Source organism: Streptomyces yokosukanensis, assembly GCF_001514035.1.
GTDB lineage: Bacteria > Actinomycetota > Actinomycetes > Streptomycetales > Streptomycetaceae > Streptomyces > Streptomyces yokosukanensis.
Genome location: NZ_KQ948210.1, coordinates 77,503 through 102,244 on the forward strand (window position 1 = coordinate 77,503; position 24,742 = coordinate 102,244).

A 24,742-nucleotide genomic window follows, 5' to 3' on the forward strand; every position below is an offset into this window, starting at 1 on the left:
TCGAAGGTGTCTCAGAAGTGATCAGGCGGCGGGCTGGAGCAGGTCCCAGCGGTTGCCGTACAGGTCCTGGAAGACGGCGACGCTGCCGTACGGCTCGTGGCGCGGCTCCTCCAGGAAGGTCACGCCGGCCGCGGTCATCCGGGCGTGGTCGCGGGCGAAGTCGTCGGTGTGCAGGAAGAACCCGACGCGTCCGCCGGTCTGGTCGCCGACGCGGGAGCGCTGGGCCTCGTCCTTGGCGCGGGCGAGCAGCAGCCCGGTGCCGGCCGCGGGGCCGCCGGGCTCCACGACGACCCAGCGGGAGCCGTCGGGGCGCGGGGCGTCCTCGGCCAGCCGGAAGCCGAGGGCCTCGGTGTAGAAGCGGATGGCCTCGTCGTAGTCGTCGACGACGAGGGTGACCAGGGCGACGCGTCGCATCGGGACCTTCCGGTGAGGGTGGTTAGCGGGTGAGGTTATACGTAAAACTTCACCTGCGCCAGTCATCGGTCTACGCGCGTTGCCGTGCGGTGTTCAAAGGGAGCGGCCCAAGCCGGGGGCAACGACCGGGGCGGGCTGTCGGGCGGGCCGGGTCAGGGCTTCTCGTCGCCCTGGGCGATCTCCACGCGGTGGTGGAAGTCGGCCATGCCGACCGCCGAGGCCGCGCACGAGACGGCGGTGCAGGCGATGAGGAGGCCGGCGATCGTACGGCCTGCCCGGGGTACGAGGGGAGCGGCCAGCAGGGCCTGGACGCGTTGCGGGACGGGGCCCGAGGTCGCCGCGGCCACGAAGTCGGGGCGCTCGGAGCGCGCGGCCTGTCCGGCGAGGGCCGCGCGGGCGATGGCCCGGGCGGTCAGCCGCCGGTCGCCGACCCGGCTGGCCGCGGCCTCGTCGGCGACGCGCTCGGCGGCGAGGCGGATGGTCTCGCGGACCGGGCGCAGCGCCGGGTGGCAGTGCGCGGCGAGTTCGGCGGCGGCGAGGAAGTAGTGGTGGCCGCCGTCGTTGTGGGCCCGCTCGTGCGCGAACAGCGCCTCCCGTTCGCGGCCGTCGAGGCTGCGCAGCATCGCGGTGGTGACGACGATGCGGTGCGGGCGGCCGGGCAGCGCGTAGGCGTCCGGGCGGGGCGAGTCCACCACGCACAGATCGCCGGCCGCGGGTCCGTGCCCGGCCTGTGTGCGGGCCGCACGGAAGGCGCGGGTCTGGTGCAGCACCGAGCGGACGAGGGTCCAGCCGCAGACGGCGAGAGCGCCGACGGAGGTCGCGGCGGCGGGCAGGACGACGAGGTCCGAGGCGGTGCGCAGCGGGTGGATCAGCTCGCCGACCGCGGCGAAGAGCGGGATCTTGAGCAGCCCGATGAGCACGAAGGAGCCGAGCGCGGCCAGCGAGCAGCCGGCGAGGACGATCGCGCAGGCGGTGACGGCCCACAGCGCGGCGACCGGGGCCAGCCGGTCGAGGGCCCGGCGGGCCAGGGCCGGCAGGGCGATCGGCAGCAGCAGGGGCAGCAGCAGGAGTGCGGTCATCGTTCGCCGGATTCGGACTCGGATTCGAGCAGGTCCCGCAGGATGCGTTCGTCGTGGGGGTTGAGCTGGGCGACGAAGCGGGCGAGCACGGTCTCGCGGTCGCTGTCCCGGTCCAGTTCGCTGTGCATCCGGCGGGCGGTGAGGCCGTGGGCGTCCTGGACGTCCTGGACCGGGAAGTAGGCGTAGCCGCGGCCCTGGCGGTGGCGCTCGACGACCCCCTTCTCGTTCAGGCGGGTGAGGATCGTGGTCACCGTCGTACGCGCCAGGTCCGCACCGAGGCTGCGCTGGACCTGGCCGGGCGTCTGGGGCGCGGCGGCGGCCCAGAGCGCGGCCATGACACTCGCTTCGAGCTCACCGGCCGGCCGGCGCTCGTCCTTGGCCTCGGTCATGGAAGGTTCCTCACCCCGTCTTCGTCTGCGGTCCGGGCGACCGTCTACACGATAGTAGTCAACCTGACCTTCGTACGGCTGTGCCCACGCTCACCCATTGTGGAAGGACGCCGAGGACGGCCGGACGTGTCGGCTTCGCCGAGGTGTGCCGGGGCCGGGTCAGCCCGTCGGGGTGTGCAGGGCGTCGAGGCGTGCCCGTTCGTCCGCCGTGAGGCGCACGGCACCCGCGGCCACGTTCTCCACGAGGTGGTCCGGGTTCCCGGTGCCGGGGATGGCGAGGACGTGCGGGCCGAGGTGCAGGGTCCAGGCGAGGCGGATCTGCGCGGGACTCACGCCGTGGGCGCGGGCGATGTCGCGCACGGTGTCGTCGTGGGTGTCGGTGGCCGCATGCGCTCCCGCCTCGCCCGCGACGGCGTAGAAGGGCACGAACGCGATGCCGCGCTCGCCGCACAGGCGCAGCACCTCGTCGCCGACCGGGTCGGGGCGGTCCAGGGCGTACCGGTTCTGCACGGACACCACCGGGGCGATCTCCAGCGCCTCGGCGAGGTGGCCCGGTTCGACGTCGGAGACGCCCAGGTGCCGGATCATCCCGGCCTCGCGCAGCTCGGCGAGCGCGCCGAAGTGCTCCGCGACGGAGCCCTGCCGCATCCGGCGCAGATAGACGACGTCGAGATGGTCGCGGCCGAGCTGGCGCAGGTTCTCCTCGACATGACCGCGGAGCTGGTCGGGGCGCGCGGCCGTGCCCCACTCGCCGTGGTAGTCGCGGAAGGGGCCGACCTTGGCGGCGATGACCAGCTCCTCGGCGTACGGGGCGAGGGCGGTGTTGATCAGTTCGTTGGCGGAGCGGGTGGCGGAGAAGTAGAAGGCGGCCGTGTCGATGTGGTTCACGCCCAGCTGCACGGCCCGGCGCAGCACGGCCAGGGAGCGGTCCCGGTCGCTGGGCGTGCCGAGGTGGAACGCGGCGCTGCCCGTCAGCCGCATGGCCCCGAGGCCGATGCGGTGCACGGGCAGGTCGCCGAGTTTCCAGGTGCCGGAGGCGTCTGCGGTGATCGTTTCAGCGGTCATCCGACGGAGTTTCGCACATCCGGCCTGCCGCGCAGGGGGGTTCAGCCCAGCGGCTTGTCCAGCACCGCCTTGCGGTGGCTGAACGTCTCGATGGAGTAGCGGCCGTGGTAGCTGCCCATGCCGCTCTCGCCCACGCCGCCGAACGGCAGGTCGGAGACGGTGAGATGGGCGAGGGGCAGGCCGTAGCCGAGGCCGCCGGAGGAGGTCTCGGCGGCGATGCGCGACCGCGTCGCGTCGGACTCGGTGAAGACGTACAGCGCGAGCGGCTTGTCGCGGTCGTTGATGAAGCCGATCGCCTCGTCGAGGCCGGCCACGGTGACGATGGGTAGGATGGGGCCGAAGATCTCCTCCCGCATGACGGGCGAGGCGGGGTCGACGTCCGCGAGGACGGTCGGCGCGATGTACTTGGCCTCGCGGTCGCTCCCGCCGCCGACCGCGACCCGGCCTGAGCCGAGCAGGCCGGAGAGCCGGTCGAAGTGCCGCTCGTTGATGATCCGGCCGTACTCCGGGGACTGCGCCGGGTCGGCGCCGAACAGCGCCTCGACCGCGCGGACCAGCACGGGCTCCAGGGCGGCGGCGGTCTCCGGGTCGGTCAGGACGTAGTCGGGGGCGACGCAGGTCTGGCCGGCGTTGAGGAACTTGCCGCGGGCGAGCCGGTCCGCGACCACGCCGAGGTCCGCGCCCCGGTCGACGAACACCGGGGACTTGCCGCCCAGTTCGAGGGTGACCGGGGTCAGGTGCTCGGCGGCGGCGCGCATCACGATCCGGCCGACGGTGCCGTTGCCGGTGTAGAAGATGTGGTCGAAGCGCTCGGCCAGCAGGGCCGTGGTCTCCGGGACGCCGCCCTCGACCACGGCGACCGCGTCGGTGTCCAGGTAGGCCGGGATCAGCTCGGCCAGGGCGGCCGAGGTGGCCGGGGCCAGCTCGCTCGGCTTGGCGACGACCGCGTTGCCGGAGGCCAGGGCGCCGACCATCGGGGCGAGCAGCAGCTGCGCCGGGTAGTTCCAGGGGGCGATGACGAGGACGACGCCGAGGGGGTCGTACTGCGTCCAGGCCGTGGCGTCGGCGCCGAGGTGGGCGGGGACCGGGGCGGGCTCCGGGCGCAGCCACTCCTGAAGGTGGTCCAGGGTGTGGTCGATCTCGCGGAGGGTGAAGTCGATCTCGGTGCGGTAGGCCTCGGTGCTGCTCTTGCCGAGGTCGGCGTGGAGGGCGGCGGCGAGGTCGGTGCCGCGCTCCGTGAGCATCGCGCGCAGTCGGCGCAGCTGGCCGGTGCGCCATTCGACGGGCTTGGTCCGGCCGGTGGCGAAGGTGGCGCGCAGCCGGGCCACGGTCGTGGCGGGCTGCTCGATGGCGGGGTGGTTCACGGATGCCTCGCTGGTGGTGCACGGGCGGGTTCGGCCCGAGCCTAGGTCTCAGTGGGTGTATTTGCCAACCTTTCAGGTCCTCAAGTTCATTCCACCGATGCGGCGTGACGCACCTCACTCCATCCCCCGGCCGCTCTCCTGCCGCACCCCCGGTCCGCCCGGTCCGCTCGGGCGGCGGCAGCGGATCTTCGAAAGAATCGTCCGTATGACAGCCACGACCGCGCATCCGCTTCTCGACCGCGCCCGCCGCCTCGCCTCGGACCTGCTGATCCCGGAGGCCGAGCGGGTCGACCAGGAAGGTGTGCCGGCGAGCCATGTCGAGGCGGTGAAGAGGTCGGGTCTGCTCGGGGCGGGCGCCCCGGTCGCCTACGGAGGCTCGGGAGCGCCGGTAGACGTGGTGCGCCGGATCGCGGAGGTCCTGGCCGGGGCCTGCTGTGCGACGTGGTTCGTGCAGACCCAGCACCACACTCCGGTGCAGACCCTGGTGCAGAGCGAACTCCCGGTCCGTGAGCGCCTGTTGGGCCAGCTGTCGCGCGGTGAGCTGCTGTCCGGGGTGGCGTACGCGCATCTGCGGTCGTATCCGCGCGTCCCTGTGCGCGTCCGCCGGGAGGGCGGGGGCTGGCGGTTCGACGGGACCGTGCCCTGGTACACCGGGTGGGGCCTGAACGACGTGATGCTGCTCGCCGGGACGACCGACGCGGGCGAGGTGCTGTTCGCGTTCGCCGAGGCGCGCGAGCAGCCGGGGCTGCGCGCCTCGCAGCCGATGCGCCTCGCGGCGCTCACCGCCGCGCGCACGGTGTCGCTGGAGCTCGCCGGACTGTGGCTGCCCGAGGAGGCGGTGGCCCTGCGGACGCCGTACGAGCGCTGGGCGCCCGGGGACCGGGCCCGGACCCTGAACGCGGGCCCGGCCCTCTTCGGCGTCGCCGAGGCCGCGCTGTCGCTGCTCGACGCGGAGGCGGCCGCCCCGCTCAGGGCCCGACTCGCCGACGTCCGCGGCCGTGCCTACGCCCTGGCCGACGATCCGGCGCCGCTGGAGCACGTCGCGGAGCGGCTGGCGGTGCGCGCGCAGGCGTACGAGGTGCTGCGTACGGCCACCACGGCGGCGGTGGTGGCCGGGGGCGGCCGGTCGATGGCCCTGACGAGCCGCGCCCAGCGCCTCGCCCGGGAGGCACTGTTCCTGCTGGTGCAGGGGCAGACGGCCGAGTCGCGGGCCGCGCATCTGCGCTCGCTGACGGGTGCCTGAGCCGTCAGCGTCGGCGCGGCACGGCCTGGGCCAGTGCGTGGGTGGCGACCGTGGCGACCGCGGCGAAGCCGAGTCCCTCGGCCAACTGCCGCGGCCGGGTGGGGCGCAGGACACCGGACCTGCGCAGCCGGCCGCGGGCCCACACGGTGAAGGGGAGGACCACCAGGGGCGTGGTCGCGGAGCCCGGGGTGTAACCGCGCATGGCCGCCGCCTGCGCCAGATGCACCAGTCCGTGCAGGCCGAACGCGTTGAGCGCGGTCTGGTAGACGGCGGAGCGGCCGCCGGTGCGCTGTCCGTCGGCGCACGCGGCGGCGAGCAGCACCGCCATCGCGGCGACCGCGGTGCTGAACTCCCGTGCGTCCACGGACTCCAGCCGCCGCCACACCGTCTGCGGCACCCGGGGGAACCGCTTGCGCAGCTCCGGCACCTGGGTACGCACCCAGCGCGGCACCATGACCATTTCCTCGGTGTCGTGCAGGGCCCAGGCGGCCAGCAGCCCCCAGGTGACGACCGCGTCGACGTCGTGCGATTTCCGTGTCATGAACCTGCAGTCTGCCAGGGTGTCGATCAGTCGCCGAACGGCACCCGGACGGAAGGGGCGGGCGACGGGCCGTTCGGATGGGTCCACCGTCCCCGCGCGGCGAGCAGGGGCAGCACGCCCTCGCCGAACCAGTACGCCTCCTCCAGGTGCGGATAGCCGGAGAGGACGAACTCGTCGATGCCGAGGGCGTGGTACTCCTCGATCCGCTCGGCGACCTCTTCGTGGCTGCCGACCAGGGCGGTGCCCGCGCCGCCGCGCACCAGGCCGATCCCGGCCCAGAGGTTGGGGTGGATCTCCAGGCCGTCCCGGCCGCCGCCGTGCAGGGCGAGCATGCGCCGCTGCCCCTCGGACTCGCTGCGCGCGAGCCCCTCCTGCACGGCCCGGACCGTCTCCGGGTCGAATCCGTCGAGCATCCGGTCCGCCTCCGCCCAGGCCTGTGCGGAGGTGTCGCGGGTGATGACGTGCAGGCGGATGCCGAAGCGGAGCCCACGGCCGTGACCCGCCGCCGACTTTCGGATCCAGGCGATCTTCTCGGCGACCTGGGCGGGCGGTTCTCCCCAGGTCAGGTACACGTCCGCGTACCGAGCCGCGACCTCGCCGGCGGCGGGCGAGGAGCCCCCGAAGTAGACCTCGGGCACCGGTTCGGGCACCCGGCTGAGCGTGGCCTGCTCGACCCGCAGATGCTCCCCGTGCAGATCGACGGTCTTGCCGTCCCACAAGTCCCGCACGATGTGCAGGAATTCGCCGGTACGGCGGTAGCGGGCGTCCTTGTCGAGGAAGTCGCCGTAGGCCCGCTGCTCGTGGCTCTCGCCGCCGGTGACCACGTTGAGCAGCAGCCGTCCGCCGGTCTGCCGCTGGAAGGTGGACGCCATCTGCGCGGCGAGGGTCGGCGCGACGGAACCGGGCCGGAAGGCCACGAGGAACTTCAGCCGCTCGGAGTTCTGGCTGACCATGGCGGTGGTCAGCCAGGCGTCCTCGCACCAGGCGCCGGTCGGGGTGAGCGCGCCGACGAAGCCGAGGTCCTCGGCGGCGCGGGCGATCTGGCTCAGATAGGCGACCGTCGGGGGCCGGTCCCGGCCGAAGGCGGTGGCCGGTGTGCCGTGGCCGCCGCCGACGACATGGCGGCTGTCGCCGTTGGTGGGCAGGAACCAGTGGAAGGTGAGGGACACGTGGGGTCTCCGATCGCGAGTGTCCGTCAGAGCGGACCGTGCCGGGGCGGCAGGGCTCAGGTCAGCACGCACCGGGCGATGCGCCGGACCGTGCAGCGGGCCGGGTCGCGCGATCCGACAGGTGCGGCGCGGGGCGGATGCCGGCCGCGTGCGGCAACTGGGCGATCGCGCCATGGAGTCGAGGGCCCCGCGTGGTGAGGCGACGCGGCAGGACCCGGTCGGCGGGCGGGGCCTCGGCGGCGGCGAGCGGCTCGGTGTCGCCGGCGACGACATGTGCGGCCATGGCGGTCAGCTCGCCGCGGCCAGCACCGAGGTGGTGCGGTCGAGGGCGGCGGAGAACTGGTCCACCACCTGGCCGAGGGCCTCGGCGGTGGTCGGGGCGACGGTCACCGAGCCGTCCTCCCGCACGCTGATGTCGTGGTCGAGGGTGAACCAGCCCTGGACGACATGGGCTGCGCCCATGGAGTTCAGCACCGGCCGCAGCGCGTAGTCGATGGCGAGGACATGTGCGGTGGAGCCTCCGGTGGCCAGGGGCAGCACCGTCTTGCCGGTGAGCGCGTACTGCGGAAGCAGGTCCAGGAGCGCCTTGAGGACGCCGGAGTACGACGCCTTGTAGATGGGCGTGCCGATCAGGACGCCGTCGGCACGGGCGAACAGCTCGGCGGCCTCGACGACGGCCGGGTGCCGCACGTCCGCGCCGAGCAGGGCCTCGGCCGGGACGGTGCGGACGTCGAGCGGGATCACTCGGTGGCCCTGGGCGATCAGCCGCTGGTCCAGATGGCGCAGCAGCCGGGCCGTGCGCGAGGTGGCCGAGGGGCTGCCGGAGACGGACAGGACGGTGGCCATGCGAGCCTCGTTTCTGGGGTGCGCCGGGCGCCCGGCGGGAGTCGGTCAGGAGCAGCGGGCGGGTTCGGGCGGTTCGCCCTCGATGCCCCGGCGGCCGACCTCGCCGCGCCCGTGGGCGACCGGGTCGTGCAGGGTGTGCGTGCGGACGTCGCGCCGGAGCAGGCGGATTTCACGGGCGTTGCGGATATGCGGAACTCCTGCGCGACATCACTCGGCGACGTTCTTCGGGCATGCCGAATTCACGGACGGGAAACGCGGGGGAATTCGGCGGTGCCGGAGCGGAGCGAGGCGCGGCCGGGTCGGTGGTTCGGCCGTGCGACGGTCCCGCGGAGAGCCGGCGATCAGGCCGTGGCGCGACAGGAGGCGCTGGAGACGCGCGCGAGGTCGACATGGCGTCGCCGCGTGAGATCCAGTCGCATCGTCATGCCGTCGATCGTGGCAGCCGCCGACGAGGGCCGTCAAGGAAAAGCGGACCGGTCTCGTATCGCGGACCGTTGAATTCACGAAGGCGTGACAGGAAAACCCTTGAGGAACCAATTCCTCGGGCCCTTGCATTCCGCGGTGGCACGGACCGGGCCACCGGAACGCACCACGGCGGCGGCCCGGTTCGGCCCACCGCGCCGCGCGGTGGGCCGAACCGCCGTCGGCGCAGCCCGCGTTGCGGCGGGCGGGAGCTGCTGCCGCGCGTCAGGCGCGGCTGTCCTCGTCCCCCGCCTCGGCCACGACGAGGAAGGCGTCCGACTTCAGGTCCATCACCACGCTCACCCGCTCGCCCTCGGCGCGGCGCGCGGCCGCGTACTCCTCCGCGGGCCACGATCCTCGTGGGGCCCCGGCGGGGAACCGCTCCAGCACCTTCCCACTCATGACGGTCGATCACCTCCGAGTCGGCGGCCGGACACCGCGTACGTCCTGTACTGCTTCGCCTGCCCGGAATCACAGAGGACATGTCACCCGGTGCCGGACGACGCCCGGCCGGCCGTCCCCTCCCGCTCGTCCCGCCTCACCGTCTTCCTCCCCCGGAGCCGCGCCATGGCCGTCTCGGTCGTCCTGTACACCGCCGATCTGCGGCTGCACGACCACCCGCCGCTGCGGGCCGCGTCGGCGGGCGGGCGCCAGGTCGTCCCGCTCTTCGTGCGCGACCGGGGTGTGTCCGACGCCGGCTTCGCGGTCCCCAACCGGCTGGCCTTCCTCGCCGACTGCCTGCGGGACCTGGACGCCGGGCTGCGCGAGCGCGGCGGGCACCTGGTGGTGCGCTGCGGGGATGTCGTCGAGGAGGTGTGCCGGGTGGCCGCGGAGGCGGACGCCGACGAGGTGCACATGGCGGCCGACGTGAGCGGCTACGCGAACCGCCGGGAGCGGCGGCTGCGGCGGGCCCTGGCGGCGGACGGGCGACAGCTGCGGGTGCACGACACGGTCACCACGGTGGTGGCACCCGGCGCGCTCACACCGGCCGCCTCGGACCATTTCGCCGTCTTCACGCCGTACTTCCGTCACTGGTCGGCACAGCAGCCGCGGGACGCGCTCGGCGCGCCGCGCTCGGTCCGGGTCCCGGACGGCATCGCGTCCGAGCGCCTTCCGTCCCGTGCCGCGCTGTCGGGTGTGTCCGCGGGGCTCGCCGTCGGCGGTGAGGCGGCGGCCAGGAAACGGCTCGGCGCCTGGCTCCGCTCGGGGCTCGCGCAGTACGCGGAGCGGCACGACGACCTGGCCGGCGACGCGACCTCGCGGCTCTCCCCGCATCTGCACTTCGGCACGCTCTCACCGGTCGAACTCGCCCACCGGGTGCGCGGGGCGGGCGGCTCCGGCGCGGAGGCGTTCGTCCGGCAGCTCGCCTGGCGGGACTTCCACCGCCAGGTGCTGGCCGCGCGGCCGGCCGCGGCAGGCGCCGACTACCGCACGCGGCACGACCGCTGGCGCTCCGGGCGGGCGGCCGAGGAGGACGTCGAGGCCTGGCGTGCGGGCCGCACCGGCTATCCGGTGATCGACGCGGCGATGCGGCAACTGCGCCACGAGGGCTGGATGCACAACCGCGGCCGCCTGCTGACGGCGAGCTTCCTGACCAAGACGCTGTACATCGACTGGCGTGTCGGTGCCCGCCACTTCCTCGACCTGCTGGTCGACGGCGACGTGGCCGACAACCAGCTGAACTGGCAGTGGGTGGCGGGCACGGGCACGGACACCCGGCCGGGCCGCGTCCTCAACCCCGTCGCCCAGGGCAGGCGGCACGATCCCGGCGGCGCCTACGTCCGGCGCTGGGTGCCGGAGCTGGCGGGTGTCGCGGGAGCCGCGGTGCACGAGCCCTGGAAGCTCCGGGGTGCGGACCGGGCGGGTGCCAGTGCCTACCCGGATCCGATCGTCGACCTCGCCGACGGCCGGGCCCGCTTCGCACAGGCCCGGTCACAGGGCGGTACAGCCCTACACATAAATAAAAAATAAGAGCAAACTGGTGACACGCGGTGCAAAACCGGACACCGCACCAGACGCGGTCTGGCCGACAAAGTCAAAGGAGACGAGTCATGGCCAACCTCTCGCACAGGGGTGATATGGCGACCCACCCCGATGTCTCCGAAATGCGGGAGCGCTACGCCCGCATGCTCGGCGGTCGCGATGTGGCGCTCGTGGACGGGCCGGTCTTCCTGCTCGGCCTCTACTGCGCGGCATCTCCGTGGATCGTGCACTACGCGACGAGCCAGCCCGCCCTCATGACCCACAACCTGATCCTGGGCATAGCGATAGGCCTGCTGGCACTGGGATTCACCCGGGCCCCCGAGCGGATGTACGGCCTGAGCTGGGCCATGTGCGCGATGGGCATCTGGCTGATCATCGCTCCGTGGATCGTGGGCAGCGGCCCGGACAGGGGCGTGATCATCAACAACATCGTCATCGGCGCGCTGGCGCTCGCCCTCGGACTGGTCTGCGCCGTCACGGCGGCGAAGAGCACGTCCAGGCCGTAGAGGGAGACGCGAGAAAGGAAGCGGGGACAGGAAGAATCGCCAGATGGATGCACGAGGCCGGTCCGCCCCGGGTGGACCGGCCTCCCCCGCACCGGCTCAGCGGTTCGGCATCAGCCACGGCTCCTGGGGCATGGCCCGCCCGGTCTCCAGCAGCGACTTGAGGTTGGACAGCACCGCCGGCCAGCCGTTCGAGATGTCGGACAGCGCGCCCTCGTCCCAGAGGTCCTCGTGGGTGACCGTGAGGCGGACGATGTCCTCGTACGGCGCGATGTCGTAGGTGACCCGGGAGCACATGTCCTCCCTGCCCTCGTTGCGGGGATCGACCCAGGTGGTGACCAGCCTGGTCGGCGGCTCGCTCTCGACCACCTCGCCGACCACGACGGCGTCACCGGGGCCGTCGGTGCACACATGCTCCCAGCGGGAGCCGGGCCGCCAGTCGGAGATGTTGCGCCCGCCCCAGTAGGCGGCCGTGAGGTCGGGGTCGGTGAGCGCCTCCCAGACCTTCTCGGGTGTGCTCGCGACATAGGTGACGTACACGAAACTCGGCTTGTCGGTCATGGCTTCCTCGGCTCGTCGCTTCAGGGCGCCGAGCACACTCAGGCGCGGGCGCTCGAACTTGTCGATCCACCGCTCCTGGATTTCATGGAGCGGCACGGGGTTGAGGTAGTGCAGCTTCTCCCGCCCCCGCCGCACCGTGCTGATCAGATTCGCGGCCTCCAGGACGGCCAGATGCTGGGTGACCGACTGGCGCGTCATGGCGATGCGCTCGCACAGCTCACCCAAGGTCTGGCCGTTGTCCTCGTGGAGCCGGTCCAGCAGGCGTCTGCGCGTGTCGTCGGCCAGCGCCTTGAAGACCTTGTCCATCCGGGTGTCGTCCTCTGATCGCACACTCAACGTTATGCAGGCACTTGCTTGCATGTCAATGATGAGCAGGGCCGAATCCGGTTCTTCCTGCGGATTCAATGATTGAGCGGTGGATTATGCCCGTTTCGAGTGGAACGCTACGAATACCTGTTACATAACGTATGGATGGCCTTGATGAACGGTCCGTAGCGTCGAAGACACACCGACGAACGAAACCGATCGAAGGACAGTTCACCGATGCGTGCACTTCGCACCCTGCGCACCACCCTCGTCGCCGCCGGCGCCACCGCCGTCCTCGCCACGTCGGCCGCCGGCGCCTTCGCCGCCGCCGCTCCCGAGGCGGCGCCCGTCGCCCACGCCTCGGCCCACCACTGCAAGGACAAGCGTGTCCTCGTCAAGACGGTGCGGCTCGCGGACAAGGTCTCCGTCGCCAAGGTCTACAAGACCGGCAAGCACCGCTTCGAGGCGGACATATGGGCGAAGGGCGAGAAGTACGGGACCCTCTTCACCAAGGGCAAGACCGTGCACGGGCAGAGCAACGGACTGCACGTCACGCTGCACCCGGACGGCAAGGTGACGTCCTGGGTCGAGCGGGGCAAGCCGAAGCACAAGCACGAGCACAAGCACCAGCCCGTCGCCAAGCGCATCCTCGTCTCCGTGACGACGCTGGCCGACGACGTCTCGACCGGCAAGGTCTACAAGCTCGGCGCCCACCACTACGAGGCCGACATCTACGCCCACGGCACCAAGCTCGACACCCTCGTCGCCAAGAACCGCGCCGCCTACGGCCAGAACAACGGCCTGCACGTGGCCCTCCAGCCGGACGGCCGGCTGACCTCCTGGGTCGACGACGACCCGCGGCCCGAGCCGCGCAAGACCGCCTCCGACGACCGGCCGGCCCCGCTGCCGCAGCCGGACAAGAACGACGACAAGCCGATCGTGCTGCCGGACAACGGCGACGACAAGAGCGACAAGGGCGACACGACCGTCACGCCCGCGCCCGTGACCCCGGACGCGCAGGACGCCCAGGGCACGCCGGCGACCGCGCAGGCCGAGTGACCCGGTCCCGCCAGCCGGTCACGGCGAACGGGATCCATACGTAGGGGGGCAGCTCCGGCCGGTCCGGTACCGGCCGGAGCTGACGTGTGCAGGCCTGCCCGGGGAGATTCGCGAAGACCGCCTGCACTCCGGCTCCTCGCACGGACCTTGTCCTCAGCTCACCTCAAGGACCTTGTACTCCTCGCTGATCTCCTTCCGCCCGAACGGCCACACCTTCTCCATGCGCGCCCACACGGCGAACGCCACACAGCCGAGGGCCAGCCAGGCCAGGGACCACTCGATGGGGTGGCGGCCCGGGGAGTTCTTGTCGGCGTAGCCGTAGATCACGCACCAGCCGACGAACGCCACGATGCTCGGCAGCGGGTAGAGCCACATCCGGTACGGCCGGCGCAGGTCCGGCTGGCGCCTGCGCAGCACGCTCAGGGCCACGATCTGGGCGAGCGCCTGGACGATCACCATCACCGTGGTCAGCAGCTGGATCAGCGTGGCGAGGTCGGTGTGGCGCCCGATCAGGAATCCGACCGCGGTGATCACGCCCATGGTCGCGAGGCCCATCGTCGGGAAGCGGTGCCGGGCGTGCAGCTTCTCGTACGGCCGGAAGAAGACGCGGTCGCGGGCGGCGTCGTAGGGCACCCGCGAGCCCCCGAGCAGTCCCGTGAACACCGAGGCGAACGCGGTGACGAGGATCAGCACGGTCACCACGTCGGCGGCGCCCTTGCCCCAGGTCTGCTCCAGCACCGCCGAGGCGACCGACGTCGAGGCGATGTCGTGCGGATCGCTCATCCGGCGCCAGTCGACGACGCCGAGGGTGCCGATCTGCAGCAGCAGGTAGATCACCATGATGCCGAGGATGGAGTAGAGGATCGAGCGCGGGAGCGTACGGCCCGGTTCCTTGATCTCGGCGCCCATGTAGGCGGTGGTGTTGTACCCGAGGTAGTCGTAGATGCCGATGGTCAGGCCGCCGGCGAAGCCGATCCAGAAGTGGTTGCTCGTCAGGTCGAAGGCGCCCGACGGGTAGGTGAAGGCCAGGTGCGGGCTGAAGTCGGAGGCCGCGGCGGCGATCACCAGCAGCACCGAGGCGATCATCACGACCCACATCACGGCGGTGATCCGCGCGATGTGCTCGATGCCGCGCCAGAGCAGGATCACCACCAGGGCGATGATGCCGAGGCCGATGAGGTCGCCGCCGGTCTGACCGAGGTCCGGGGCCAGATAGCCCAGGTACTGCACGAAGCCGACCACGCCCGTGGACATGATCAGCGGGATGAAGAGCATCGCCGTCCACACGAACAGGAACGGCATCAGACGGCCCGTGCGGTACTGGAAGGCCTGGCGCAGATAGACGTAACTGCCGCCGGAACCGGGCATCGAGGCGCCCAGCTCGGCCCAGACCAGCCCGTCGCACAGCGCGAGGATCGCGCCCGCGACGAAGCCGATGACCGCCTGCGGGCCGCCGAACGCGGTGACCATCAGCGGGATCGTGACGAACGGGCCGATGCCGCACATCTGACTCATGTTGATGGCCGTGGCCTGGAACAGGCCGACACGGCGGACGAAACCACCCGTGGGCGGTGGGCTACCGGACATGGGGACTCCTGAACGCGACGGGCACGCGGGACGCGGGCCGTCGCAGGCGGCACGCCCGGGCCGGGCTGACTGCGCGATAAAGTTAAGGAGCCTTACTAGCGGCGTCAAGTGTCCGTAGAGAATGCGTGAGAATGGTGCGATGGCGGCCAGCGATGTCATAGAGCAGCAGGAACAGCCCTGGAACCGTCGGCGCCTGCGCAGCACCAACGAGCGGCTGCTGCTGGACCGGCTGCGCAACGCCGGCGCCGCCTCGCGCGCCCAACTGGCCCGGGAGACCGGCCTGTCGAAGCCGACGGTCTCCAGTGCGCTGGCCTCCCTGGAGACGGCCGGACTGGTGCACGAGGTCGGCACCCTGGCCCCGGAGCGCGGGCGCACCGCCGTGCTGTACGCCCCCGACCCGGCCGCCGGGTACGCGCTCGGCGTGGACATCGGCCGCGGCTGGCTGCGGGTGGCGGTGGTCGATCTGGACGGCACGGTCGTCAGCCGGTCGGACGTGCGCAACCGGGCCCGCGCCTCCGCCGCGCTGGCCGACCTGGTCGTGGACACCGCCCGCCAGGTGATCGCGGACTCGGGCGTGGACCCGGCCGAGGTGGTGCACGGGGTGGTCGGCACGCCCGGCGTCTACGACGAGAAGCAGCGGCGGGTGCGGTACGCGATGCATCTGCCGGGCTGGGGGCGCGCGGGGCTCGTCGACCGGATGCGCGAGGAACTGGGCGTGCCGCTGGAGGTGCACAACGACGCCAATCTCGCCGCGCTCGGCGAGTACACCTACGGCGTCGGCACGGGCAGCCGGCTGTTCGCGTACATCCTGATCGGCACCGGACTCGGCATGGGCGTCGTCAGCGAGGGGCGGCTGTTCACCGGGGCGCATGGGCTGGCCGGCGAGATCGGCTTCCTGCCCTGGCCGGGCCGGCACAAGCCGGAGCGGCTGGAGGACGCGGTGTCGGGGGTGGCCGTGGTGGAGGCCGCGCGCGAGTTCGGGATGAGCGGGCAGCTCACGGCGAAGGCGGTCTTCGACGCGGCCCGGCGGGGCCATCCGGCCGCCTTGCGGGCGGTGGAGCTGGAGGGCGAGCGGATCGCGCACACCGTGGCGGCGGCCGCCGCCGTGCTCGACCCGGATCTGGTGGTGCTGGGCGGCGGTGTCGGCCACAGCGTCGACCTGCTGCTCGGTCCGGTCCAGGAGCACGTGCGCGCGCTGACCCCGCTGCGCCCCCGGATCGCACCGAGCCGGCTGGGCGAGGACGCGGTCCTGCTCGGGGCGGTGGCCACGGCGCTGGACACGGCACGGGACCTGGTGTTCGAACGCCGGACGACCGGAGTCTGAGCGACCCAAGAGCCCCGTGGTTCACGGTCGTTGACACGACCCGCGCGGCACCCTAGCTTGAAGCGAGTTAGTAAAGTTTCCTAACTTTACGAGGCTGGAGAGCACCGTGTTCCCTCGCCCCGCCCCCGCACGCCGGTACGCCGTCACCCTGCTGGTCCTCGGCCTGCTCGCCTCCCTGACCAGCGGCGCCTGGGCCGGTGCGCGCCATCCGGTGCCGCCGCGCGGGCCCGCACGGGTCACCCGTGTCCCCTCCGCCGCGGGCAGCGGCACCCCGCTCACCGGATACGCCGTCCAGTCCTCGGCGAAGGTGACCGACTCGCCCGAGGCCGTCTCCTCGCCCGGCTATCCGGCGCAGGGCTGGTACCCGGCGGGCCCGCGCTCCACGGTCCTCGCCGCGCTGCTGGCCGACGGCGTGTACGCCGATCCGTTCTTCTCCACCAATCAGCAGAAGATCCCCGAGGCCGACTTCCAGGTGCCCTGGTGGTACCGCTCCGACTTCACCGTCGACGACCCCGCGCCCCGCACCTACCTCGACTTCAGCGGAGTGGTCTCGGCGGCCGACGTCTATGTCAACGGCCACCAGGTGGCGACCGCCAAGGACGTCGCCGGCGCCTACACCCGCCACGAGCTGGACGTCACCTCGCTGGTCGGAGCGGGCACCAACACGGTCGCCTTCCGTGTCCGGCCCGACGACCCGGACAAGGACCTCACCATGGGCTGGATCGACTGGCTCCAGCCGCCGCCCGACCGGAACATGGGGATCGTCCGGGACGTCGTGGTGCGCCGGGGCGGCCCGGTCGCCCTGCGCGACGCGCACGTCGTCACCCGGCTGGCCGTGCCGTCGCTCGCCACCGCCGATCTGACCGTGACGGCACAGGCCCGCAACGACACCGGCGCGCCCGTGACGGCCCGGATCACCGGCACCCTCGGCAGCACGACCTTCACCCGACAGGTCCCCCTCGCCGCCCACGCGTCGAAGACCGTCACCTTCTCCCCCGCCGACACACCCGGCCTGCACCTGAGCGCGCCCGAGGTGTGGTGGCCGGCCGGGATGGGCGGACAGCCGCTGTACGGCCTCGACCTCACCGCGTCCGTCGCCGGTACGACGTCCGACACCGCGCACGAGAGCTTCGGCGTCCGTGACGTCCAGGCGCCTCTGAACGCGGACGGCGCACGCCAGTACCGGATCAACGGGCGCAAGCTGCTGATCAAGGGCGGCGGCTGGTCGCCCGACGAGTTCCTGCGCTGGGACAGCCGCTATGCCGAGGACCGGCTGAAGTACGCCCTCGACCTGGGGCTGAACACGATCCGGCTCGAAGGGCACCTCGAACCGGACGAGTTCTTCGACCTGGCCGACCGCTACGGCATCCTCACGCTGCCGGGCTGGGAGTGCTGCGACAAGTGGGAGGGCAATGTCAACGGCTCCGGCGAACCCGGGGAGCCGTGGACCGACGCCGACTATCCGGTGGCGAAGGCCTCCATGGCCGCCGAGGCCGCACGGCTGCGGGACCACCCCAGCGTGATCTCGTTCCTGATCGGCAGCGACTTCGCGCCCGACGCCACGATCGAGAAGACCTATCTCGACGCCCTGAAGGGTGCCGACTGGCCCGACCCGGTGGTCTCCGCCGCTTCCGACAACGCCTCGCCACAGCTGGGCAGTTCGGGCATGAAGATGACCGGGCCGTACGACTGGGTGCCGCCGGACTACTGGTACGCCAAGCGCGAGGGCGGGGCCACCGGATTCAATTCCGAGACCAGCGCGGGCCCGAGCATCCCCACCCTGGACACCCTGCGCCGCATGCTGACCCCGGCCGAACTGGACACCCTGTGGAAGGACCCGGCGGCCAAGCAGTACCACCGCTCGCCGTCCTCGGTCTTCGGCACTCTCAAGATCTACGACGCCGCCCTCGCCGGCCGCTACGGCGCTCCCACGAGCCTCGCCGACTATGTGCGAAAGGCCCAGCTGGCCCAGTACGAGAACGTCCGCGCCCAGTTCGAGGCGTACGAGCGGGGCGCCACGGACGCCTCGAAGCCCTCGACCGGTGTGATCCACTGGATGTTCAACAGCGGCTGGACGTCCCTGCACTGGCAGCTGACGGACCGGTATCTCGACCAGGGCGGCGCCTACTTCGGCGCGAAGAAGGCGAACGAGCCGCTGCACATCCAGTACGGATACGACGACCGCTCGGTCGCCGTCGTGAACCACCGGCACGGGTCCGCGACCGGACTCACCGCACGGGCCACGCTCTTCGACCCCGACGGCACGCAGAAGTACGACAAGACGGTGAGGGGGGTGTCGGTCGGCGGCGACGGCGCGCACTCCACCCCGCTCACCCTGCCGTCCTCGGTGGCCGGACTGTCGTCGACGTATCTGCTGCGCCTGGTCCTGACCGGCGCGGACGGCAAGGAGGTGAGCCGGAACGTGTACTGGCTCTCCACCCGGCCCGACACCCTCGACTGGTCCCGCACCACCTGGTACTACACGCCGACGACGAGCTACGCCGATCTCGCGGGGCTGGCCTCGATGACACGGGTGCCGGTGTCGGCGACGGCGACCAGCCGGTCGTCGGACGGCACGTCGACCACGACGGTCACCCTGCGCAACACCGGGAGCGGGAAGACCCCGTCGCTGCTGACGGACGTCCACCTCGTGGACGCGCTGGGCAAGCCGGTGCTGCCGGTGCGCTGGTCGGACAACGAGGTGAGCCTGTGGCCGGGCGAGTCGGTGACACTGACCGCCACCTTCCGGACGGCCGATCTGCACGGCTCGGCACCGAGCGTGCGGGTCTCCGGCTGGAACACGCCCGAGCGGACGGTGCCGGCGGCATGACATGAGCGGGGGCGGGGCCGGCGGCCCACCCCCGCTCGGCCGGCTCAGGCGACGTCGAGCGCCGTGTCGTCCACGACGAACGACGTCTGGTACTTGGTGCCCTCGGTTCCGGTGAACTTCAGGGTGACGCTCTGCCCGGCGTAGCCGCTGAGGTCGAGGCTGCGCTGGGCGTAGCCGGAGGCCGCGTCGAGGTTGGAGTACGTGGCCAGGGTGCCCAGGACCGTGCCGGAGCCGTTCAGCACCTGCACCTTGAGGGTGTCGTAGGCGGTGCTGGTGGTGGTCTCGGCCGTGTCGACGTGGAGATAGAAGCTGAGCGTCGCCTTCGAGCAACCGGACGGGACGCTCACCGACTGGGACAGGGTGTCGGTGGTGGCGGTGCCGTTGCCGTCGAGCCAGGCGTAGTACGAGCCCGAACGGGGCGACTCACCGCTGGAGTCGGTGATGACTCCGCTCGTGGCGCTCCAGGTGCTGTTGCCGGACTCGAAGCCGTTGTTGCCGAGGAGCTGGGCGGCGGTGCAGGTGCCGGTGCCGCCGCCTCCCCCGCCGCCCCCGCCGCTGGTGCCCGAACCGGCCAGCCAGGCGGTGGCGTTGAGGGCGAGCGCCGCGTTGGTGGCGCCGGAGTCGTTCCAGCCGTCGTACAGCGTGTTGCCGGACTGGCCGGTGCCGTCGTCGATCGGGGAGCTGTCGCCCCAGAAGGCGATACGGCCGCTGCCGAAGGTGCTGGTGAGGAAGAAGGCGCCGGTGTTGCCGGAGTATCCGCTGCGGTAGACCAGGCCCTTGACGGAGGAGTTGTCGGAGGGCTTGAGGGTGGCGGTCGTGCCGTTCGCGATGAGGCTCTTGGTGACCGTGCCGAACGAGCCGTGCAGGACCGGGTCGCCGCTGTCGCTGATCGCCGCCGGGTAGCCGGAGGTGATGTTCAGCGAGTCGATCGAGAAGCCGAACGGGTCGGTGGAGTCGACACTGTTGTTCGACATCAGGTCGTTGAGGATCTTGACCGCGTCGGCTCCGTCGTTGTTGCGGTCGGATCCGGTGTGGTCGGAGATCATGAACAGACCGCCGCCGTTCTTCACGAAGTTCATGATCGCCGTCTTCTCGGCGCTCGTGAACAGCGTGTTCGGCTCCGGCAGGACCAGCGTGTCGAAGTTCGACAGGTCGAGCGACGAGGAGCCGCCGTAGCTGAGGCTGGAGCCGGACGGCAGTGTCTTCAGGCTGTAGTCGCCGGTCTTCTGCAGCGCCACGCCCCAGGAGGACAGGGCGCCGGTCCAGTCGGTCTCGGCGGACGGGGAGGAGTCCTGGCCGAGCGGGTCGGGCTGGCTGGTGGAGATGATCCAGTCGGCGTTTCCGGCGGTCTCGGCATGGGCGTTGTCGAACAGGACGCGGTGCGTGGTCGCCGCGTGCGCGGCGGTGCCGCTGCCGACCTGGACGGCGGCCCCGGCGAGGAGCAGCGCGAATCCGGCCAGTGCGGTGGTGAATCTGTGGCGGGATCTCCGGGATCCGAGCATCCGACGAACCTCCATGAGGGGGTGGGGAGAGGCGGTGCGGGCGCCAAGTCTGCGCGCGTAGAGCCGGGTTGAGGGTTCTACACGCGTCAAGTGGTTGAAAGGTACATGGCATGAAGGGCCGATGAACACAAAGTCCCGGCAACAACCGGAGCGGACTGCTTCCGCACCGCAACGGGCAGATGGTCAGCGGGAGTCAACACCAAAAGGGGTGGACATGGAAATCTCGGGCATCATCAGCGCCATCGTCATCGGCCTCATCATCGGCGTCCTGGGGCGTCTGGTCGTCCCCGGCCGTCAGCACATCGGCATCCTGTGGACCATCGTCGTCGGCATCGTGGCCGCGCTGCTGGGCTCGGCCGTCGCCGCCGGATTCGGGGTCGCGGACACCAAGGGTCCCGACTGGATCGAGTGGTTCATCCAGATCGCCCTGGCCGCGGTGGGCATCGCGGCGCTGGATCGCTCCCGGGCCCGCCGCTGAGACGGGTCAGCTCCCGTACAGATAGGGGGTCGTGGTGCTCAGCGCGTGGAAGCCGAGGCGCCGCAGGATCGGGCGGCTCAGAGGTGAGGCGTCGACCTGGAGATACCGGTAGCCACGGGCGGCGGCGACGCGGGCCCGGTGGGCGACCAGGGCCCGGTAGATCCCCCGGCCCCGCCAGCCCTCGACGGTGCCGCCGCCCCACAGCCCGGCGAACGCGGTCCCGGGCACCAGCTCCGTCCGGGCGGCACCGACGGGTTCGTCCCCGGCGAGCGCGACCACGGCGACGACCGTGCCGGGGTCGGCGGCCAGCCGGGCGAGCAGCCGGTGCCTCAGCCGGGTCCCGTCGGTGCCGAAGGCCCTCTCGTGCACGGCCACGACGAGGTCGACGCCGGCCGGGTCGGTGGCCTCGACGAGACGGACGCCCGCGGGCGGTTCGGCGTCCGTGGCGAGCCGGCCGCTCTCGCCGATCAGCAGCGTCTCCTCGGGTTCGGCCCGGAGTCCGGCCGCGGTGAGCCTGGCACCGAGGTCCGCCGGCCGGTCGTGGCCGTAGAGCTTCCACTCGAAGTCCCGGCCGAGTGCGGTGAAGTACGCGATCTGCTCCTGGATCGCCCGGTCCGCTCCGGCCGGGTCCAGATCGGACCACAGGACGCCGTTCCAGCCGTGCGCGTCCGCGACCTGGCGCACCACCGGGCCGGCCCGCTCGATCCGGGCACCGGGGCCGTCGGGAGTCGCGTGCTCGCGCATGTCGCGGTCGTACAGGGCGAGCACCGTCGTGTGGTCCATGCCCCCGACTCGACCATGGCGGACCGGGGCGCGCAATGCGATTACCGCCCACCGGACTGCGGCCGTACGGCGGCCAGATAGGCGCTGAGCCGGTCGCGGTTGCGGGTCAGGCAGTCGATGCGGGACTGGATGCGCAGGAGGTGGTCCTGGAGCAGTGCGGCGGTCTGCGGGGTGACGCACTCGGCGGGCGGATGGAGTTCGCCGGGGCCGCCGAGGTAGGGCAGGATCGCGCGGATCATCTCGGTGGTCAGGCCCGAGTCCAGCAGGCCGCGGATCTGCCGGACGTCGGCGACGGCGGACTCGGCATAGCTGCGGTAGCCGTTCGCGCCGCGCTCGGGACGGAGGAGGTCCTGCTCCTCGTAGTAGCGCAGCAGCCGCGTGGGCACACCCGTGCGGCGCGAGAGTTCACCGATCCGCATGCCCGTCTCCCGCCTCGGCGCTTGACCTTCACACTGATGTCAGACTCCGACCATGGTCGCATGACCATGTCCTCCACGTCTTCCCAGGTCAAGGGCGGTCGGCTGCCTTGGTCGGGGCTGCTGGCCCTGTCCTGCGCCGCGTTCACCGCCGTCATGACGGAACTCCTGCCGGCCGGCCTGCTGCCCGCGATGGCTCCCCCGCTCGGGGTCGCCGAGTCGCGGATCGGCTTCCTGGTCACCGCGTACGCGGCGGCCTCCTTCCTGGCGGCGATCCCGGTCACCGCGGCCCTGCGCGGGCTGCCGCGACGGCCCGTGCTCTGCGGCGCCCTGCTGGGCTTCGCCGCGAGCGACGCGCTGGTCGCGCTGTCCTCGTCGTACCCGCTCACCCTCGCGGCCCGGCTGCTGGCCGGCGCGACGGGCGGCACGCTGTGGGCGATGCTGGTCGGCTACGCGGCCCGGATGGTGCCGGCCGGGCGGCGCGGGCGGGCCATCGCGATCGTGCTCGCCGGGATCACCCTCGCCCTGTCGCTCGGGGTGCCCGCGGGCACGGCGCTCGCCGGCGCGGTGGGCTGGCGGGCCGCCTTCGGCACGCTGGCCGTGCTCGCCGTGGCGCTGGTGGGGTGGGTGCGGCTGTGCGTGCCCGGCTTCCCGGGCGAACCGCCCCACGTGCGCGTGCCCCTCACCCGGGTGGCCCGGCGCCCCGGGATCCGCCCGGTGCTGTCGGTGACCCTGTTCCTGCTGCTCGGGCACCAGGTGATGTACACCTACGTCGCCCCGTTCGCCGCGCACGCCGGGTACGGCCGGACGGGCGCGCTGCTCGCGGTGTTCGGGACGGCCACGGTCGCCGGGATCTGGCTCACCGGAGCGCTGATCGACCGGTGTCCGCGCACCACGCTGCTCGTGGCGCTCGCCCTGTTCACCGCGGTGCTGCCGACGCTGGGCCTCCTCGCGCGGGCGCATGTGCTGCTGGTCGGCGCGGTGGCCCTGTGGGGCGTGGCATTCGGCGGGGCGCCGACGCTGATCCAGAGTGCGCTGGTGGACGCCTCGGGACCGGCCGAGGCCGAGGTGGCGACCTCGCTGCAGACGACCGTGTACAACGCGGGCATCGCCGCCGGTTCGCTCCTCGGCGGTCTGACGCTGGACGCACGGGGCCCGGGGGCCCTGCCGTGGACCGCCCTGCCGCCGGCCGTGCTGGCGACGGCGGTGGTCGCGGCGGCCCGCCGTTACGCCTTCCCGGCACGGCGGCACGGCGTCGCCCCGGAGGCGAAGGCGCCGGCCGGGCCGGTGCCGGTGGCCGCGGCGCGCGCTGCCGGAGATCATGCCGTGAGGAGGTCGATGGGCCATGGTGAAGGACAGTGAGCTGCGGCATCTGCGCCGCTGTGTGGAGCTGGCGGCCGAGGCGTTGGAGAACGGCGACGAGCCCTTCGGGTCCGTCCTCGTGTCCGGCGACGGGCGGGTGCTGGCCGAGGACCGCAACCGGGTGGGGGGCGGGGACGGCACCCGGCATCCCGAGTTCGAGCTGGCCCGCTGGGCGGCCGAGCGGCTGACGCCCGAGGAGCGGGCCGGAGCCACGGTCTACACCTCCGGCGAGCACTGCCCGATGTGCGCGGCGGCGCACGCGTGGGTGGGGCTCGGCCGGATCGTGTACATCGCCTCCTCCGCCCAACTCGATGTCTGGCACGCCGAGTCGGGTGTCCCGCAGGCGCCGGTGCGGTCGCTGCCCGTGCACGGGGTCGCGCCCGGGGTGGCCGTGGAGGGACCGGTGCCGGAGCTGGTGGATCAGGTGCGGGAGCTGCACCGCCGCCGCTGGGCCGAACGGCCCTGAGCGTCAGCCGAGTTCGAGGGTGGTGACGCCGAAGACGCGGTGCCGTGCGTGCTCGCGCACCGGTCCGGTGTACATGCGGGCGGTCTCGAACGAGGCCCGCAGTCCGGCCTCTTCGGCGAGGGCGACGCCGGCCGCGTTCGGCTCGGGCACGTCGATGGCCACCTCGCGTCCGGCGGCCTCGGCGGTGAGCGCGGCGAAGAGGGCGCGGGCGTCGTCGGCGGTGTCCGCGAAGAGGGGGCCGATGCGCAGGGTGTCATGGCCGGGGCGGAGCACGCCGTAACCGGTGAGGCGCCCGCCGTCGTGGCGGACGAGGGTCAGGTGGCCGGGTCCGGTGAGCCACTGCGCGAGGAAGCGCGGACGGTCGGCCGGGTGGCAGGCGCTGTCGTAGGCGCCGATCGCGGCGAGGTCGGCGGGACCGGCCGGACGGACGCCGGCGGGCGGCGCGCCCTGCGGGGCGGTGCCGGTGAACCGGATGGTGCGGTGGGCGAGTTCGAAGCCGGACCGGCGGTAGTTGTCCTGCTGGGCGACGACGCCGTCCAGGCCGACGGTGCGCTCGCCGGCGTGGGCGAGGGCGGTCTTCCAGGTGGTGAGTCCGTGGCCGTGGCCGCGCAGGTCGGGGCGGACGAGGTAGCAGCCCAGGAAGGCGAAGTCCGGGCCGTGGTTCACCACGGAGATGGCCGAGACGGGCTCACCGTCGATGCGGCCGAGGAAGAACCCGTCGGGATCCTGCGCGAAGAACGCGGGCCCGTCGGCCAGTCCTGGGTTCCAGCCCTCCGCCGTCGCCCATCCGGCGATCACCGGCCAGTCGGCGAGGGTGGCCTGGGTGAGGACGAGGTCGTGGGGGGCCGCAGAGGTCATTCGATGCGCTCCATTTCCGTCGGGACCGGACTGCCGCCCCGCATCCTTCCCGATCAACGGGGGCCGCGCCACGGGAAGATCAGCCGCTTCGCATCGCTTTCACGCAGGGTCGGCCGCACCCGGTGGCACCGCCCGTCGGCAGAGCGTCGATG

The 24,742-nt window shown here is 72.4% G+C and carries 26 protein-coding genes; 9 read left to right on the forward strand and 17 right to left on the reverse strand.

Going from position 1 to position 24,742, the window contains the following annotated elements; genetic code table 11:
* Positions 1 to 21: 21 nt before the first annotated feature.
* The 5 genes from AQI95_RS13145 to AQI95_RS13165 all read right to left on the reverse strand — a co-directional run bounded on the left by AQI95_RS13145 (position 22) and on the right by AQI95_RS13165 (position 4,311).
* Entirely contained in the window at positions 22 to 414 is a 393-nt protein-coding gene (locus tag AQI95_RS13145; RefSeq protein ID WP_067121815.1) for a VOC family protein, read from the reverse strand.
* A gap of 152 nt (positions 415 to 566) precedes the next feature.
* Positions 567 to 1,493 (reverse strand): M56 family metallopeptidase, encoded by a 927-nt coding sequence (locus AQI95_RS13150; protein WP_067121818.1) that lies wholly within the window; start codon positions 1,491 to 1,493, stop codon positions 567 to 569.
* A complete protein-coding gene (locus tag AQI95_RS13155) occupies positions 1,490 to 1,882 on the reverse strand; it encodes a BlaI/MecI/CopY family transcriptional regulator (RefSeq protein WP_067121821.1) in 393 nt (130 codons plus the stop codon). Before AQI95_RS13155 ends, AQI95_RS13150 begins: the two co-directional genes overlap by 4 nt.
* A 159-nt stretch (positions 1,883 to 2,041) precedes the next feature.
* Positions 2,042 to 2,947, reverse strand: coding sequence for an aldo/keto reductase (locus AQI95_RS13160; protein ID WP_067121824.1), 906 nt, complete (start codon positions 2,945 to 2,947; stop codon positions 2,042 to 2,044).
* A 41-nt stretch (positions 2,948 to 2,988) separates the two neighbouring features.
* Positions 2,989 to 4,311: an aldehyde dehydrogenase family protein gene (locus tag AQI95_RS13165; RefSeq protein ID WP_067121827.1), complete on the reverse strand. Its 1,323-nt coding sequence runs from the start codon at positions 4,309 to 4,311 to the stop codon at positions 2,989 to 2,991.
* Positions 4,312 to 4,516: 205 nt separating this feature from the next.
* On the opposite strand from AQI95_RS13165, the gene AQI95_RS13170 reads away from it, so the two are divergent.
* Positions 4,517 to 5,554, forward strand: coding sequence for an acyl-CoA dehydrogenase family protein (locus AQI95_RS13170; RefSeq protein ID WP_067121830.1), 1,038 nt, complete (start codon positions 4,517 to 4,519; stop codon positions 5,552 to 5,554).
* Between the two features lie 4 nt (positions 5,555 to 5,558).
* Here AQI95_RS13170 and AQI95_RS13175 read toward each other — a convergent pair whose 3' ends face one another.
* From AQI95_RS13175 to AQI95_RS47945, 6 genes are all read right to left on the reverse strand, one after another.
* Positions 5,559 to 6,095: an HXXEE domain-containing protein gene (locus AQI95_RS13175; RefSeq protein ID WP_067121833.1), complete on the reverse strand. Its 537-nt coding sequence runs from the start codon at positions 6,093 to 6,095 to the stop codon at positions 5,559 to 5,561.
* 26 nt (positions 6,096 to 6,121) lie between these two features.
* On the reverse strand, positions 6,122 to 7,264 hold the full coding sequence (locus AQI95_RS13180) for an LLM class flavin-dependent oxidoreductase (protein ID WP_067121836.1): 1,143 nt from the start codon (positions 7,262 to 7,264) through the stop codon (positions 6,122 to 6,124).
* 61 nt (positions 7,265 to 7,325) lie between these two features.
* The gene (locus tag AQI95_RS13185) at positions 7,326 to 7,547 is read right to left on the reverse strand and encodes a hypothetical protein (RefSeq protein WP_067121839.1); all 222 of its coding nucleotides are present in this window, start codon (positions 7,545 to 7,547) and stop codon (positions 7,326 to 7,328) included.
* A gap of 5 nt (positions 7,548 to 7,552) precedes the next feature.
* The gene (ssuE, locus tag AQI95_RS13190; RefSeq protein ID WP_067121842.1) at positions 7,553 to 8,110 is read right to left on the reverse strand and encodes an NADPH-dependent FMN reductase; all 558 of its coding nucleotides are present in this window, start codon (positions 8,108 to 8,110) and stop codon (positions 7,553 to 7,555) included.
* Between the two features lie 341 nt (positions 8,111 to 8,451).
* Positions 8,452 to 8,535, reverse strand: coding sequence for a putative leader peptide (locus AQI95_RS50350; protein WP_359046963.1), 84 nt, complete (start codon positions 8,533 to 8,535; stop codon positions 8,452 to 8,454).
* A gap of 262 nt (positions 8,536 to 8,797) precedes the next feature.
* A complete protein-coding gene (locus tag AQI95_RS47945; RefSeq protein WP_167361941.1) occupies positions 8,798 to 8,974 on the reverse strand; it encodes a hypothetical protein in 177 nt (58 codons plus the stop codon).
* 165 nt (positions 8,975 to 9,139) lie between these two features.
* On the opposite strand from AQI95_RS47945, the gene AQI95_RS13195 reads away from it, so the two are divergent.
* A complete protein-coding gene (locus AQI95_RS13195) occupies positions 9,140 to 10,543 on the forward strand; it encodes a cryptochrome/photolyase family protein (protein WP_067123019.1) in 1,404 nt (467 codons plus the stop codon).
* A gap of 80 nt (positions 10,544 to 10,623) precedes the next feature.
* A complete protein-coding gene (locus AQI95_RS13200; protein WP_067121845.1) occupies positions 10,624 to 11,061 on the forward strand; it encodes an SPW repeat protein in 438 nt (145 codons plus the stop codon).
* A 96-nt stretch (positions 11,062 to 11,157) separates the two neighbouring features.
* Here AQI95_RS13200 and AQI95_RS13205 read toward each other — a convergent pair whose 3' ends face one another.
* Positions 11,158 to 11,925, reverse strand: a complete 768-nt coding sequence (locus tag AQI95_RS13205; RefSeq protein WP_067121848.1) for an ArsR/SmtB family transcription factor — start codon at positions 11,923 to 11,925, stop codon at positions 11,158 to 11,160.
* A 237-nt stretch (positions 11,926 to 12,162) separates the two neighbouring features.
* On the opposite strand from AQI95_RS13205, the gene AQI95_RS13210 reads away from it, so the two are divergent.
* Positions 12,163 to 12,984, forward strand: a complete 822-nt coding sequence (locus AQI95_RS13210) for a hypothetical protein (protein WP_067121851.1) — start codon at positions 12,163 to 12,165, stop codon at positions 12,982 to 12,984.
* Positions 12,985 to 13,137: 153 nt separating this feature from the next.
* Here AQI95_RS13210 and AQI95_RS13215 read toward each other — a convergent pair whose 3' ends face one another.
* Positions 13,138 to 14,571 carry an APC family permease gene (locus AQI95_RS13215; RefSeq protein ID WP_079071236.1) on the reverse strand — a complete coding sequence of 478 codons (1,434 nt, stop codon included), beginning with the start codon at positions 14,569 to 14,571 and terminating at the stop codon, positions 13,138 to 13,140.
* A 139-nt stretch (positions 14,572 to 14,710) separates the two neighbouring features.
* Between AQI95_RS13215 and AQI95_RS13220 the strand changes: the two genes are divergently transcribed.
* A complete protein-coding gene (locus tag AQI95_RS13220) occupies positions 14,711 to 15,895 on the forward strand; it encodes an ROK family transcriptional regulator (RefSeq protein ID WP_067121854.1) in 1,185 nt (394 codons plus the stop codon).
* A gap of 106 nt (positions 15,896 to 16,001) precedes the next feature.
* Positions 16,002 to 18,725, forward strand: coding sequence for a glycoside hydrolase family 2 protein (locus AQI95_RS13225; protein WP_067121857.1), 2,724 nt, complete (start codon positions 16,002 to 16,004; stop codon positions 18,723 to 18,725).
* A 44-nt stretch (positions 18,726 to 18,769) separates the two neighbouring features.
* On the opposite strand, the gene AQI95_RS13230 is transcribed toward AQI95_RS13225, so the two are convergent.
* Entirely contained in the window at positions 18,770 to 20,227 is a 1,458-nt protein-coding gene (locus AQI95_RS13230; protein WP_067121860.1) for a M6 family metallopeptidase, read from the reverse strand.
* Between the two features lie 214 nt (positions 20,228 to 20,441).
* Between AQI95_RS13230 and AQI95_RS13235 the strand changes: the two genes are divergently transcribed.
* On the forward strand, positions 20,442 to 20,705 hold the full coding sequence (locus tag AQI95_RS13235) for a GlsB/YeaQ/YmgE family stress response membrane protein (RefSeq protein ID WP_067123025.1): 264 nt from the start codon (positions 20,442 to 20,444) through the stop codon (positions 20,703 to 20,705).
* Positions 20,706 to 20,711: 6 nt separating this feature from the next.
* Here AQI95_RS13235 and AQI95_RS13240 read toward each other — a convergent pair whose 3' ends face one another.
* Positions 20,712 to 21,488 (reverse strand): GNAT family N-acetyltransferase, encoded by a 777-nt coding sequence (locus tag AQI95_RS13240; RefSeq protein ID WP_067121863.1) that lies wholly within the window; start codon positions 21,486 to 21,488, stop codon positions 20,712 to 20,714.
* Between the two features lie 41 nt (positions 21,489 to 21,529).
* Positions 21,530 to 21,907, reverse strand: a complete 378-nt coding sequence (locus tag AQI95_RS13245) for a MerR family transcriptional regulator (protein WP_067121865.1) — start codon at positions 21,905 to 21,907, stop codon at positions 21,530 to 21,532.
* 60 nt (positions 21,908 to 21,967) lie between these two features.
* Between AQI95_RS13245 and AQI95_RS13250 the strand changes: the two genes are divergently transcribed.
* The gene (locus AQI95_RS13250; protein ID WP_167361942.1) at positions 21,968 to 23,266 is read left to right on the forward strand and encodes an MFS transporter; all 1,299 of its coding nucleotides are present in this window, start codon (positions 21,968 to 21,970) and stop codon (positions 23,264 to 23,266) included.
* Positions 23,250 to 23,732 (forward strand): nucleoside deaminase, encoded by a 483-nt coding sequence (locus AQI95_RS13255; protein ID WP_067123032.1) that lies wholly within the window; start codon positions 23,250 to 23,252, stop codon positions 23,730 to 23,732. Before AQI95_RS13250 ends, AQI95_RS13255 begins: the two co-directional genes overlap by 17 nt.
* A 3-nt stretch (positions 23,733 to 23,735) precedes the next feature.
* On the opposite strand, the gene AQI95_RS13260 is transcribed toward AQI95_RS13255, so the two are convergent.
* Complete coding sequence (locus AQI95_RS13260; protein WP_067121868.1) at positions 23,736 to 24,590, reverse strand: GNAT family N-acetyltransferase; 855 nt, start codon at positions 24,588 to 24,590, stop codon at positions 23,736 to 23,738.
* Positions 24,591 to 24,742 lie beyond the last annotated feature (152 nt).